General features: G+C 63.3%; 15 protein-coding genes and 1 tRNA gene. 5 read left to right on the top strand and 11 right to left on the bottom strand.

The genetic code is table 11. The features are described 5' to 3' along the window. Positions 1–19: 19 nt before the first annotated feature. The 4 genes from EOA78_RS10890 to EOA78_RS10875 all read right to left on the bottom strand — a co-directional run bounded on the left by EOA78_RS10890 (position 20) and on the right by EOA78_RS10875 (position 4,093). Positions 20–745 (bottom strand): hypothetical protein, encoded by a 726-nt coding sequence (locus tag EOA78_RS10890; protein ID WP_127315167.1) that lies wholly within the window; start codon positions 743–745, stop codon positions 20–22. Positions 746–782: 37 nt separating this feature from the next. Then, positions 783–1,760, bottom strand: coding sequence for a hypothetical protein (locus EOA78_RS10885; RefSeq protein ID WP_127315166.1), 978 nt, complete (start codon positions 1,758–1,760; stop codon positions 783–785). A 457-nt stretch (positions 1,761–2,217) separates the two neighbouring features. After that, complete coding sequence (locus EOA78_RS10880) at positions 2,218–3,663, bottom strand: carotenoid oxygenase family protein (protein ID WP_127315165.1); 1,446 nt, start codon at positions 3,661–3,663, stop codon at positions 2,218–2,220. Positions 3,664–4,017: 354 nt separating this feature from the next. After that, positions 4,018–4,093: transfer RNA gene (locus tag EOA78_RS10875), tRNA-Ala, on the bottom strand. A 161-nt stretch (positions 4,094–4,254) separates the two neighbouring features. On the opposite strand from EOA78_RS10875, the gene EOA78_RS10870 reads away from it, so the two are divergent. Then, complete coding sequence (locus tag EOA78_RS10870; protein WP_127315164.1) at positions 4,255–4,545, top strand: YggT family protein; 291 nt, start codon at positions 4,255–4,257, stop codon at positions 4,543–4,545. 12 nt (positions 4,546–4,557) lie between these two features. Next, positions 4,558–4,872, top strand: a complete 315-nt coding sequence (locus EOA78_RS10865) for a DUF167 family protein (protein ID WP_127315163.1) — start codon at positions 4,558–4,560, stop codon at positions 4,870–4,872. 83 nt (positions 4,873–4,955) lie between these two features. Here the strand turns inward: EOA78_RS10865 and EOA78_RS10860 are convergent, their stop codons facing one another. From EOA78_RS10860 to EOA78_RS10830, 7 genes are all read right to left on the bottom strand, one after another. After that, positions 4,956–7,010: a M3 family metallopeptidase gene (locus EOA78_RS10860; protein WP_127315162.1), complete on the bottom strand. Its 2,055-nt coding sequence runs from the start codon at positions 7,008–7,010 to the stop codon at positions 4,956–4,958. A gap of 98 nt (positions 7,011–7,108) precedes the next feature. After that, positions 7,109–7,519, bottom strand: a complete 411-nt coding sequence (locus EOA78_RS10855) for a nuclear transport factor 2 family protein (protein ID WP_127315161.1) — start codon at positions 7,517–7,519, stop codon at positions 7,109–7,111. Between the two features lie 9 nt (positions 7,520–7,528). Next, positions 7,529–8,173, bottom strand: a complete 645-nt coding sequence (locus EOA78_RS10850) for a carbonic anhydrase (protein WP_029349125.1) — start codon at positions 8,171–8,173, stop codon at positions 7,529–7,531. Between the two features lie 149 nt (positions 8,174–8,322). After that, positions 8,323–8,706: a DUF5071 domain-containing protein gene (locus EOA78_RS10845; RefSeq protein ID WP_245477472.1), complete on the bottom strand. Its 384-nt coding sequence runs from the start codon at positions 8,704–8,706 to the stop codon at positions 8,323–8,325. Positions 8,707–8,794: 88 nt separating this feature from the next. Beyond that, the gene (locus EOA78_RS10840) at positions 8,795–9,550 is read right to left on the bottom strand and encodes a DUF429 domain-containing protein (protein ID WP_127315159.1); all 756 of its coding nucleotides are present in this window, start codon (positions 9,548–9,550) and stop codon (positions 8,795–8,797) included. Next, positions 9,547–10,431 carry a pyridoxal kinase PdxY gene (gene pdxY / locus EOA78_RS10835; protein ID WP_127315158.1) on the bottom strand — a complete coding sequence of 295 codons (885 nt, stop codon included), beginning with the start codon at positions 10,429–10,431 and terminating at the stop codon, positions 9,547–9,549. The genes EOA78_RS10840 and pdxY overlap by 4 nt, the downstream gene beginning before the upstream one ends. 7 nt (positions 10,432–10,438) lie before the next feature. Continuing rightward, entirely contained in the window at positions 10,439–10,687 is a 249-nt protein-coding gene (locus tag EOA78_RS10830) for a hypothetical protein (RefSeq protein WP_127315157.1), read from the bottom strand. Positions 10,688–10,850: 163 nt separating this feature from the next. On the opposite strand from EOA78_RS10830, the gene EOA78_RS10825 reads away from it, so the two are divergent. The 3 genes from EOA78_RS10825 to EOA78_RS10810 form a co-directional block, all read left to right on the top strand. Beyond that, positions 10,851–11,489: a LemA family protein gene (locus EOA78_RS10825; RefSeq protein ID WP_127315156.1), complete on the top strand. Its 639-nt coding sequence runs from the start codon at positions 10,851–10,853 to the stop codon at positions 11,487–11,489. A gap of 227 nt (positions 11,490–11,716) precedes the next feature. Beyond that, positions 11,717–12,511 (top strand): YgcG family protein, encoded by a 795-nt coding sequence (locus EOA78_RS10815; protein WP_206533431.1) that lies wholly within the window; start codon positions 11,717–11,719, stop codon positions 12,509–12,511. Between the two features lie 4 nt (positions 12,512–12,515). Next, the coding region (locus EOA78_RS10810; RefSeq protein WP_206533430.1) for a TPM domain-containing protein at positions 12,516–12,948 on the top strand (433 nt) is incomplete at its 3' end.

The raw sequence follows: 12,948 nt of genomic DNA, 5'->3' as shown, positions 1-12,948 counted from the left end.
GTGCCTGACAGGCTTGGCGCTATATCACTGCGGTGACCCTGCCAGCCGCATCGAGGCGACAGCCGACTCGCGCCCGCCGAACTTCGATGCCGCCTTGTCTTGCGTAGTCTATTCGCACCTCGATCGGCGCGGTGAGGGCGCCTTGACGTTGACGCAAGGCACCTGCGCTTGCCGCGTGGACACTGACGGCGCCAAGCGGCGTCGCGGCGGACATGATCGCCGCGCGGCAGGCTTGCACGACCGCAGCCGGCGTACCGGGTTTCGCTTTCAGCGGTCCAAGAGCCTTGGTGGAGTCACCCTCACCAGGTCTAGAAGGCATGAGGACGGGTGGCAGGACAATCGATTGCCTGGCGGTCTTGGCAGGGGCTGTGGTGGCTGCGGCCGGAATACCGGGAGTGCCGCTACCTGCGCCGACCGAGGCTCCAACGTTTGCTCCACTGCCGACGCTCGTGCCCGCCCCCACAGACGCGCCTTGCGAACCGGCGCTCACGCCAGCACCGATCCCGGGACCGCCGACGCTTGCGCCCGCCCCCACAGATGCGCCTTGCGAACCGGCGCTCACTCCAGCACCGACTCCTACACCGCCGACGCTCGCACCCGCCCCCACAGATGCGCCTTGCGAACCGGCGCTCACTCCAGCGCCGACTCCGAGACCGCCGGCCTTACCGCCGATGCCTGTGTCTTGAGCCGAGGCAGGCCCGATTGCGATTCCGATCGTCAACGCGGCCGCGATGTACTTTTTCATCATCATATTCCTCTGCGGCGTACGCTCCCTGATCTTTCTACTGGCGCAGGTTGAGCTTTTTCGGTGGTCGCGTTGGGAGCAATGCGGCGGGAAGAGCGATGGTTGCCGGCAGAACAGGTTGCGGCGACTTTTGGACCTTCAGTTTCCGTTTTTCCTGCAAGCGCGGTTTACCGGCTGGTTGGCCGTCCGAACGCGATAATGTATTCCCAAGTCCACTCGCGGGGTTACGGGCTTTCGGCGCGCGCTCCACAGCCGCAGTGCGACGTTTATCCTTCACGAGGTCAATTGCATTACGCGCGGCACTGAGGCTGCGGGCAAGTCCGATAGCCCTTTCACGCTCGTGTTCCAGCGCCGCACTCAACTCTGCCGAGACCTGCCTTGAAGCGTCGCGTTCCTGGCGAACGATATCGAGGTCGCGTACAGCTGAATCTGCTCGTTCGCGTTCCAGTTCGAGTGCTTCTCCAGCTTGCTTTAGAGCGGTCTCGGCCACCGATCGGTCCTTTATGGCGTTGGTCTTCTCGACCGCGGCGAGGTTTGCGTCTGTCTTAAGAGCGTCGATAGTTTGGCGAGCCGTGGTGAGTTCTTGTTCCAAGAGTTCAACCTTGCGCCTCTCCTCATCAAGCGCTCGCTTCGCAGCAACCTGAGAGGCTTCCATGGAGGGGTGCGCTCCGGCTGCCTGCTCGCGGTCCCAGAGATTGGCTTCGGCCCTAAAGTTTTCGATAACGCGCTGCGCCGTCTCCAGCGCTTCGTCTATTTGCTGCTGCTCTTTCAGGGTTTGTGCCTGCTTAGCCACCGTGGTGGCCAACGCGTGTGCCTGGGCGCTTGCGTCACGTGACGCGCGTTGCATAGCTTCTAGCTCCGCTCGGGCTGCGGCCAATTCGCGGCGTAATGCCACTTCATGCTCGCCGGGCGGCGTTTGCACACCCTCCTTGAGCTCCGCGGCGCTGGCAATCCCGACTCCCGCGGCGGCGATGACGGCAACCGCGACTGAACGAAATCTGGACGAAATCTTCATGACGAGAGGCTCCTCAAGATCGCCGCTACCTAGCGGGACGGCGCATGTCACAGTCCGGCTGATAGCCACCTTCGCGGTAAAGGTCCTCTGCGACGTAGCTGCCTTTCGCCCCTTCCAGCACGCAGGCCCAAGGTGGATTCCACGGGCATCTGTAAAGACCCACTGCCGCCATCCGCGGAGTTCCCTATTTACCCCCCGGACAGGATGATCCCGTAGACGCCCGCGAATGTCGCCCTTCATTGTGATGACGCGCCGCGCCGCGCGCGGCCTAGGTGCCCGATGTCGTCAACGGCACCATGGCGTGAAGTTCGTCGCGGCGGCCGTTGCCTCGAATTCCGAGCCGAGCATGCAAATCCCAGGACGGTCAATAAGGACAGGCGAATCTACGGCCACACCGGATGCAGCAGCGATTCCACCGGTGAAGGAGTTCTGTGCAGTGGCCGGCACTTGGCATCGGTCAGCGCACGGATCGATCGAGGGGTGCAAAATAGTTGCCGTGAAAGCCAAAGGGGATGTGATGCGGGACGGAGGCCCGGGCGCGTTCGGCGAGCGTCGCGGCGTCGAGCATGAGCAGGAATGACGTGCTGGCGCCGACATTAAGAACGACGGACAACAGGACGCCATCGTCTTCCTCCGCGCCGGCCGGCCGCGCCACATAAACAGGCTCGCCGGCATAGCAGCCCGGTTCGGCCCAGGTCGTCACGTCTGCCGGCGCGGTGGCTGAAAGCTCGATCTTGGCTATGGTGTCGAGGAAACTGTCCGGTTCACTTTGCCCGGTTCCCCATACGCAACGATACGGTCTGCCAGCGCGGCGGGAATAGTCGATGCGCGGCAACTCGATGCGCGTGTCGCAGAGCGGTTCCGGCTCGATCTCGACAGCCGCAGAAGGATTACCGTCGAGCGGAATGCGGTACCGCGTCAAGGTCGAGATCGGGTTGACCTGCGCTTCGGCGCGCAGCCGGTCGAGGCGTAGCTCATCGATGATCTTCGCATCGGGATAGGCGAGGAGGTCCACCAGCAGCGCACCGTCCGCCTCGAACGCATTGACGTGGTGAAAGCAGAAGCACGGCGCCGCCCTGGCACGGGCGGCGACAGCGCCGGTCGACTTATCGATCACGGTGAACAATGTGCCGAACTCCGGCTGCCAGCGATAGTTCGTGATGAAGGGCTTGCCGAACAGGGCGAGCTTGAGCGGGTTCACCCGAAGCGGAAACTCCGTCAGCACCAAATAGCGTTCCGACATCCCGAAGGAATGCATGTAGCTCGGCCGATCAACGGGCAATTCGGCCAGGACACGCTGCATGCCGCTTTCGTCGACGAACAGGCGATACGTGCTGCGGCGTCCCATCTTGATGACGTAGGAGTAGCCGCGCTCGCCGTCGCCGTGCGGGTGCGCAGTCGAGATCTGCCCGTTGATCGCACGACTGAATTGGAGCCGTCCGTGCGTTTTGAGCGTGTGCGGATCGAAGCGGATCGGCATCGGCGTCTCGGTCAGCGCCACGATCTCGCCGGCCAACACCGACACATTGACATTCGCATTGTCGGTCAGCTTCGGATTGAAGATCGCCATGACGCGGCCGAAGATCGTGCGGCACGGATCGGTCATGAATTCGCCGCGTGCGATGCGGCCCTTCTCCATCGCCTCGCAATAGGATTGCGAGCGGATGAAGCGGTTGGAATAGCGGACCGCGCCATCGCTGAAGTCGAAGGCGTGGAGCATGGCGAGCCCGTCGAACCAATGCGTATAGGCTTGCCGGCCCACCTCGAATTTCGCAGGCCCGGTCCGGATCAGGCTGCCGGTCAACCATGCAGGCAATTCGCCCTCCACCTGCAATGGCAGCTGGTCGACCTCGTGTTCGAGCGTGGTGAAGCCCAGCGCGTAACGGCCATTCGCTTCTGGCATTCCAGCCTCCTTCACTTTGCCTGGTGCCTCCGCCCTGCCGCTAAACGCGTCAGCGTCGCCGATGTTTCGCATCCGAGCCGTAGAGCCGGACCGACTGCCTGCCAAGTTCCTGATAGCAGCGGGATCAATCAGCCTCGCCACCAGGTCGCCGATCTTTTTTGTGATCGAGACAGGAACCGCGTATGACGCGATTCTGGGCGTCGTAGGCCGTCCGCGCGGCGGCGGACCTTCGTCATCCGCCCATATGCAGCTGCCGCCGTGCCGGACAAAGGGACGACCGGCTGAGCGTAACCACAGCCCAGCAACGGAAAAACCGTTCACTGGCAGCGAAATCAGATATTTATGATATCCCGCTGGTGGAGCTGAGGAGGATCGAACTCCTGACCTCGTCATTGCGAACGACGCGCTCTCCCAGCTGAGCTACAGCCCCGTCCAGCGGATGGGCGCATTTATCGGGCGCGGCGGTTTCCTGTCAAGACGGCGTTTTGCCCAAAAGCCGGACGACCAGCCACCGGCCTGGCGTGCCGCGGAAGCTGGCTCTTGCCGCTTTCGCCTGCAATGGCTACATGTCGGCAACAATTGGAGACCGGCATGATAGCCCTCATTCAGACCATTGTCCTGGCGCTTGACATTTATTGGTGGATCATCATCGCTTCGGCGATTTTCTCCTGGCTCTACGCCTTCAACGTCGTCAACTCGCGCAACCAGTTCGTCGATAGCGTCAGCAACATGCTCTTCCGGCTGACCGAGCCGGCGCTGCGGCCGATCCGCCGCTACTTGCCCGATCTCGGCGGCATCGACATTTCGCCGATCATCCTGCTTCTGATCCTGTTCTTCCTCCGGCAGTTCCTGCTCACCACGGTGGCGCCGCTGGTCGTCTGAGCTGGTCGTTCGATGACTGCGCCGTTTCGCCTGCGCGACGACGGCGTCGACCTGTTCGTTAGGCTGACGCCGAAAGCGGCGATCGACCGGCTCGAAGGCATCGAGATCTCGGCGGACGGGCGAAGCCACCTGAAGGCTCGCGTCCGCGCCCTGCCGGAAAACGGCGCCGCCAATCAAGCGCTCGAACGGCTGGTCGCCAAGGCGCTGGGAGTGCCGCGATCGGCCGTCTCGGTCGTCGCCGGCGGGACGGCCCGGCTGAAGACGCTGCGCGTCCTCGGCGATCCGGCCGTGCTGGTGAAAAGCATCGAGGCGCTCAGCACCGCTTGAGGCGGGTTCGCTTCACAGCGTCTCATTGCTTCCCACCCCCTCTGTCCCGCCAACAACTAGGAGGTCTTGCGCCTTGGTCGCGCTCAGACCAGCCCGCGCTTGGCCATCATCGCCTCGGGCGACGGCATCTTGCCGCGGAAGGCGGTGTAGAGCTCTTCCGGGTCCTTCGAACCGCCGGCGGCATAGATGTTCTTCCTGAGCCGCTCGGCCAGCGCCGGATTGAACGGGTCGCCGGTCTCCTCGAAGGCGGCGAAGGCGTCGGCGTCGAGCACCTCCGACCACATGTAGGAATAATAGCCGGCCGAATAGCCGTCGCCGGAAAATATGTGGCCGAATTGCGGGGTGCGATGGCGCATGGCGATGGTGTCGGGCATATCGAGCTTTTCGAGCGTTTCGGCTTCGAAACGAAGCGGCTCCTCCGGTGCATCCGGCCGCGCATGGTAGGCCATGTCGACCAGCGCCGAGGCGGTGAACTCGACCGTGGCGAAGCCGGCGCCGAAGGTGCGCGCCGCCAGCATCTTGTCGACCAGCGCCTTCGGCATCGGCCTGCCGGTCTTCACATGCAGCGCATGCTTTTCCAGTACCGCCGGCACGGTCAGCCAGTGCTCGTAGAGTTGCGAGGGCAATTCGACGAAATCGCGGCTGACCGAGGTCCCCGCGACCGACGGCCAGGTGACGTCGGTCAGCATGCCGTGCAGCGCATGACCGAATTCGTGGAACAGGGTCTTTGCCTCGTCGACCGACAAAAGTGCTGCCTCGCCCTCCGGCGGCTTGGCGAAATTCATGATGTTGTAGATGACCGGCTTCGAGCCTTGGCCAAGCTTATAGCCGGATTTCAGCGCGCTCATCCAGGCGCCGGAGCGTTTGGAGGGCCGCGCGAAATAGTCGGCCAGGAACAGACCAAGCTCGCTGCCGTCGGCATTCCTGACGACGAACACGCGTGCGTCCGGATGCCAGGTCGCGATGCCTTTCTTCTCCTCGAAGGTGATGCCGAACAATCGTGTCGCCACGTCGAAGCAGGCGTCGATGATGCGGTCGAGCTGCAGATAGGGCTTCAGCTCGGCCTCGTCGAAGGCGAATTTCTCGGCGCGCAGCTTCTCCTGATAAAAGCGCCAGTCCCAGGCAGCGAATTTTTCGTTGCTGCCGGCCTCGGCCGCCAGCCGCTGCAACTCGGCCTGGTCGCTTGCGGCCTTTTCCAAAGCCTTTTCCCAGACCGGGTCGAGCAGCGTATGCACCGCCTCCGGCGTCTTTGCCATGGTGTCGTCGAGCTTCAGCGCGGCGTAGGAAGCATAGCCGAGCAGCTTCGCTTTTTCGGCGCGAAGCTTCAGCATGTCGCGCACCACGCCGGTGTTGTCGCTGGCGCCGCCATTCTGGCCGCGCATGGTGAAGGCGCGGAAGGCTATTTCGCGCAGGTCGCGGCGTTCGGAGAAGGTCGAGAACGGCTCATAAATCGAACGCGACAGGGTGACGGCATAGCGGCCTTTCTGGCCGCGTATCTCGGCAGCCTCCGCCATCGCGCTTTTCAGGAATTCCGGCAGACCGGCAAGGTCGGCCTCGTCGAGGAACAGCGCCCAGTCGCGCTCGTCGGCAAGCAGGTTCTGGCCGAACGTCGTGCCGAGCGACGACAGTTCCTCATTGATCGTCGCCAGCCGCTTCTTGCCCTCGGCGTCGAGTTTGGCGCCGGAGCGGACGAAATTTTTCCAGGTCTTTTCCAGCACCCGCAGCGTTTCGGCATCGAGCTTCAGGGCGTCGCGGCGCTGGTAGAGATCGTCGATGCGGGCAAACAGCCTCTCGTTCATCGAGATGGCCGAGAAATGCCGCGACATTTTTGGCGAGATGTCGCGCTCCAGCGCCTGGATCGCTTCGTTGGTGTGGGCGCCGGCCCGGCACCAGAAGATCGACGAGACGTGGTCGAGCGCCTCGCCGCCAAGCTCCAGCGCCGCTAGCGTATTCTCGATGGTCGGCGTCTCGGTATTGCCTGCTATCGCCTCGATCTCAGCCTCATGCGCCGTCAATGCCGCATCGAAAACCCCGGAAAAATCGCCGTCGCCGATGCGGGTGAAATCGGGCAGGCCGAGCGGCCCTTGCCAGGTGGTCAGCGGATGGGCGGCGAGGTCGACGGCGGACGGCATGGGCAATCTTTCGTTAAGTGAGGGGCTTTCGCTGAGTGTAGAGGCAGGGCGGGATCATCGCCGATGTAAGGCGCTGGCTTGCCGTACGCAATATCGGTAACCGCTCAATAGGCGTCGCAGTTTTCCGCGATCGCCGCCTGCGAACTGGCGGTGATGCGGTTGTCGGCGATCGCGAAGGTTTCCTGCATCAGCGCGTCGTTGTTGGGGAAATCATAGCAGGCGATCACTGTGGTGACGCCACCTTCGGTCTTCTCGATCCGATGCCGGATTTCAGCCCCGGCGACAGCGCCTTGCCAGTCGTCGATCGAGGCGATGAATTCCTGTTTGGTCTGGACGACGCCGAGATCGTCGAGTTTTATCCGGACGTCGTCGGCAAGCAGATCCGACAATTCCGTGCGATCGGCGACCAGCAGCGCCGCATACCAGCGGCCGATGAGCGCGCCGTCGTCGGCGCGGGCGGATACGATTGAAAGCAGCAGCGCCGCTGCGGCCGAAGCGATAGAACGGCATCCCATGCAACCCTCCTATGTGATCTCCGGCCGCTCGAAGTCACCGGTGTCCTTGTTCATCACCCAGAGCTCGCCGGTCGAGATGTCGAACCAGGCGCCATGCAGCGACAGCCGTCCCTTGCCTTCCAGGATCGAGACGCAGGGGAAGGTCCTGAGATTAGCGATCGAATAACGGATCGAAATGCGTTCCAATGCGGTCTGGCGCTCCGCCGCCGTCATGAAAGTGCTGGAAGACACGGTCTCGGCCGCCGGCGCAATCAGGCTCATCCACTTGCCGATGAAGTCGCCGGGCGACAAGGGCGCGGCCGTGGGGTCGAGTGCCGCGCGGATGCCGCCGCAGCGGCCATGGCCCATCACCACGATATTCTTGACCTTAAGGCTCTGCACGGCGAATTCGAGCGCCGCCGAAGTCGAGTGGAACTGGTCGTCGGGCGCATAGGGCGGCACCAGATTGCCGACATTGCGCAGCACGAAGAGTTCGCCAGGGCCAGCGTCGAAGATCGCCTCGGGAGCCGCGCGGGAGTCGCAGCAGGCAACGATCATCGTTTCGGGGGACTGGCCCTCGCGAGCGAGCGAGCGATAGCGTCCGCTTTCGGCGAGATAGCGGCCGCTCATGAAATTGCGATAGCCGGTGAGCAGATGGTCAGGGAGATGAGGCATGGGCGGCGTCTGGAGCCTTTCCGGGTTAGGCGGCAGCTCTTTTAAGTCAGGAAGGCTCTAGCGGCAAAAGCCGGTCGCGAGCAATGCCGAATTGCGATGATCGCCATGCAAGGTGCTGGGTTTTGCTGGGATTTTTGCAACGCGTAGTATCAGTGCCGCAAGCGCAGGAGCGCTTTTTCGGCTTCCTCGTCTACTCCCTCCGCCTTGTCCACTCGGTTTGGATTGTCCGCCAGTCTCCGCAAGTCGCCCTCCAGGGCCTTCAATATATCGACCGGCAAAGTCTGAACGATCGTAACAATACAGAAATACTTGAAGGTGGGATCATTTCCTCGAAGAACGCGGAGGATCGGATCGATGATTGGCCCTCCTATCGTCGAGAGGAAAGCGGCCAGAGGTCGGGCAACAGGCCAATTGCCGTCCGCCGTCCATTCCATCAACTCGTCGAGGATGGGCGCGATCGCAGGGTAACCGGCCTCTTCAATGGCGCGGACCGCGTCGAGGTCATGCTTGTTGCGAGGAATGAGGCTCTTCACGTCGATCAAGGGAAGATTACCAGTCTGAATTCAAATGGTAACTCCTCCCGCATCCGGCGACACGCGTCAACGACCGCGTTCCAGCCCCTCACGCCCAGATCGCCACAGGGATGCCAAAACGGTCGGCGAGCGGCGGATCCGGAAACGGCTTTGCCTCGCCGCTGGCGATACGGCCGGCAATCAGCATCATCACCGCTGCGTCGAGAAAGTCGTCGGCAGCAGCGCCTCGCGGCGGCGTCCGGACGAGAAAGCCCCTGATATAACCGTGCCGGCAAAGCAGCGCCTTGCGCTCCGCCATGCCGGCCGGGTTGACGGCGCCCTTGATCTTCTTCGGCAGGCGCATTGCCTGATCGCCGTTCAGGCGGCAGAAGGCGACTTCCGGATGCGATTCGAAGACGCGGCTGCGCAGTTCGGGACGCGCGATCAGCACGGCATCGATCTCGCGGATCTTGGCAAAAATGCCGAAGGCCTGGATCGAGACGCCACGCGGCGGATCGGAGGTCGCCTTCGCCACTTCGCTTGCCTGGCGATGCGCGGCATACCAGGCCTCGATCGTGGTGAAGCCATCTGTTTGCGCATAAAGCGCCGCACGCGAGGGGATGGCGAAGACGCTGGATTGCCTGTTACCAAGCAGCGGCCGCACCAGTGCCTCCGGCCCACGGCCGCCCTTTTGCGAAAGATCGGGCAGGCCGATCGGCATGTCGACGGCGACTGTCGCATCGGCCGGCAATGCGTCGAGCAGTGCTGCGAAGCTGGGTAAAACGGCTGCCGAAGGTGCTGCGCCCGGATCGCGGCGAACGGCGATCCAGCCGGCCTTGCAGCCGTCGACGCCGACGAAAGTCACGCTCTTTTGTCCCGCCCCGGATGCAGGAGATGGCGAAGCTGCACCATCGCCATCGGGTGCGACAGGCTCTGGGCGTCGGTTTCGAGCTGCAATTCGTCGCCGCCGCGCTTGGCGGTGCGCGCCAGGATCTCGTAGACCGCCGCCGTGGTCGACTGCAGTGCCTTGACCGCCGGCTGGCCGGACAGGATGCGTGCCAGATAGACGGCCGCCGTCAGGTCGCCGAGCCCATTGGGCGGCTTTTCGATGAGGCGATGTTCGGCGAGCAGCGCCTGGTTGCCGTTGAGCAGCAGATTGCCGGTGCCGCCGGCCATCATCGCCGGCGCCGAAGTGACCAGCATGGTCGACGGCCCGGCATCAAGGGCGGCCGCCATCACCGCCTTGAGATCGGGCAGCGGCGCTCCCGCCATCCATTCCAGCTCGTAGCGGTTTGGCGTGGCGATGTCGGCGATCGGCATCAGCCGGTCGCGCATGGCAATGGCGGTGGTCTCCGGCACATAGAGCCCGCCCGAATCGCCCATCACCGGGTCGCAGATATAGACGGCGTCCGGCGTCTTCGCCTTGACCGCGCCGACCACCGAGGCGACGGCGTCGGCCTGGCCGCCTTCGCCGAGGTAGCCAGACAGCACCGCGCCGACCTCGCCCAGCCATGGCGCGCGCTCGAGATCAGCCATCAGCGCCTTGAATTGATCGAGCGGCGGCACGATGCGCGTCGCCCGTCCATGGCCCGGATGCCAGGGCAGTATGACGGTCGGCACCGCCCACACCGGAAAGCCGAGCGTCTCCAGCGCAAAGACCGCGGCGCGGTTGCCGACCGAGCCGCGCGCGACATGGCTGGAAATGACGATGACCGCGCGCGGCGCGTCGTGTTCTTCGGTGCTCACGAGGTTCCTAACTTTGGCTGAGGAAAAGCACGAGCCAGATCAACAGGCCAATGCCGACAATGAGCCCTAGTGCCCGGCCAATGCGCGTGCCCCAATATTCGATCGGGTCCGACTGGTCGGCGTCTGCAGCAGTGACGTGATCGCGCGCGCCCTTGGCGGTCCGCGCCATGAACGAGGTGCCGCCCGGGTCGGTTTCACGTGCCACGCGCTCGATAATGCGGCGCGATTCGTCGTCGCTGTCCTGGCGTTCCGCCATGGCAATGCCCTGTTTTCGCGGCGACTTTAACCTGTTCGCCCGGCCAATTACAGGGCCTGGCAGTGAATGATAAAGAACCAGCAAGGCTCCCAGGCGGAGGTCATGTTCTTGCACGCGGATTGTGGTACTGCTTCGGCTGCCAGTCATATTGAGGGATCTTTCCATGCTTGCTCAGCGTCTTTCCTCCCCTTTCTTCTTCCGCAATCTGCCTGCCTTGCTGATGATGGCGATCGTGCTGCCACTGCTTGCCGGCTGTGGCTACAACACCATTCCGACGGCGGAGGAAAGCGCTAAGGCCGCATGGAGCCAGGTGCTGAACCAGTACCAGCGCCGCGCCGATCTCATTCCCAACCTGGTCGAGACGGTCAAGGGCTATGCCGCGCACGAGAAGGATACGCTCGAGGCCGTGGTCGAGGCGCGCGCCAAGGCGACGCAAGTGACGGTGACGCCCGAAACGCTGAGCGATCCGGAAGCCGTCAAGAGATTCCAGGACAGTCAAGCCGGCCTGACCAGCGCGCTGTCGCGGTTGCTGGCAGTGGTGGAGAATTATCCCGACCTCAAGGCCAACCAGAATTTTCTGGCACTGCAGGCGCAGCTTGAAGGCACCGAGAACCGCATCGCGGTCGCCCGCCGTGACTATATCCAGGCGGTGCAGGAGTACAATCTGACGCTGAAGACCTTCCCATCGGTGATTTGGGCGACCCTCTGGTTCCGCGGCAATCAGCCGTTCGCCAACTTCACCATCGAGGAAGACAAGATGCAGACGCCGAAGGTCGATTTCGGCACGCAGCAGGGCGGGTGACCAGCGATTAGCGGGCCTGATCCCCGTTGGCCTTGTACTCCGTCCCACCCCCCTCTGTCCTGCCGGACATCTCCCCCGCAAGGGGGGAGATTGGCAGCTTCTGCGTTCCGTCCACTCCTGGAACATTCAAAATTGGCGAAAGCCAATGCGATAGTCGATCTCCCGCCTTGCGGGGGAGATGTCCGGCAGGACAAAGGAGGGTGGGAAGGAACGCCAGCCTTGCATTCCTGCCGGTTGTTCTAGCCCTTCTTTGCCTTAGCCTCTTTCTCCCGCTCACCGCTCTCGCCGCCGAATTACCTGTTCTGACCGGGCGGGTTGTCGACAATGCCGGTATCATCGATGCCGCGACCGAGGCGGCGCTGACCCGGAAGCTCGCCGATTTCGAAGCCAAGAGCTCGGACCAGATCGTCGTCGCGACGGTTCCTAGCCTCGACGGCGAGGAGATCGAGCCCTACGCCAATCGTCTGTTTCGCGCCTGGAAGCTTGGCCAGGCCGGCGAGGACAATGGCGTGCTTTTGCTGGTCGCCAATAACGACCGCAAGATGCGGATCGAGGTCGGCTACGGGCTGGAAGGCACGCTGACCGACCTGCACACCAGGCTGATCATCGAAAACGACATGGTGCCGGCCTTTCGCGCCGGCGACTTCTCCGGCGGCATAGCCAAGGCCGTCGACGACATGGTCATGGTGCTGGAAGGCAATCCGGAAGAGCTGGAAGCGCGCGGCGAACGCAACCAGCAGCCGCCATTCAACAGCGACGATCTGTTCTTTGCGATCTTCATAAGCATCTGGGCGATCATCTTCTTCGGCAGCATCGCCGCCTCCATCCTGCCACCGATCTTCGGCCGGAAACTCGGTCCTGGCCGCTATCGCTGGCTGGGCATGACCTTCGAGCCGAACCGGCGGTCTTCCGGTGGCTGGTCGGGAAGTTCTGGCGGAGGATGGTCGTCGGGTTCAGGCGGTGGCGGCTTTTCCGGCGGCGGTGGCTCGTCCGGCGGCGGCGGCTCATCGGGAAGCTGGTGACGACATGACAAGACGCGCCATCTGTCCCCCAGCTTCCGGCCGTTTCGCCGCGACGGTCGGCGCTGCTTTGGCGGCCATGGCGGTGCTGCTGGTCGGCTTCACCGCTCTCGCCGCCGAACTGCCTGTTCTGACTGGGCGGGTTGTCGACAATGCCGGTATCATCGATGCCGCGACCGAGGCGGCGCTGACCCGGAAGCTCGCCGATTTCGAAGCGAAGAGCTCTGACCAGATCGTCGTCGCGACGGTTCCTAGCCTCGACGGCGAGGAGATCGAACCCTACGCCAACCGGCTGTTCCGCGCCTCGAAGCTCGGCCAGGCCGGCGAGGACAATGGCGTGCTTTTGCTGGTCGCCAATAACGACCGCAAGATGCGGATCGAGGTCGGCTACGGGCTGGAAGGCACGCTGACCGACCTGCACACCAGGCTGATCATCGAAA

It is taken from the genome of Mesorhizobium sp. M5C.F.Cr.IN.023.01.1.1 (genome assembly GCF_003997585.1).
In the GTDB taxonomy this organism is placed as follows: domain Bacteria; phylum Pseudomonadota; class Alphaproteobacteria; order Rhizobiales; family Rhizobiaceae; genus Mesorhizobium; species Mesorhizobium wenxiniae.
The sequence above is the reverse complement of the archived record's forward strand: the minus strand, read 5'-3'. Positions and strand labels throughout refer to the sequence as shown.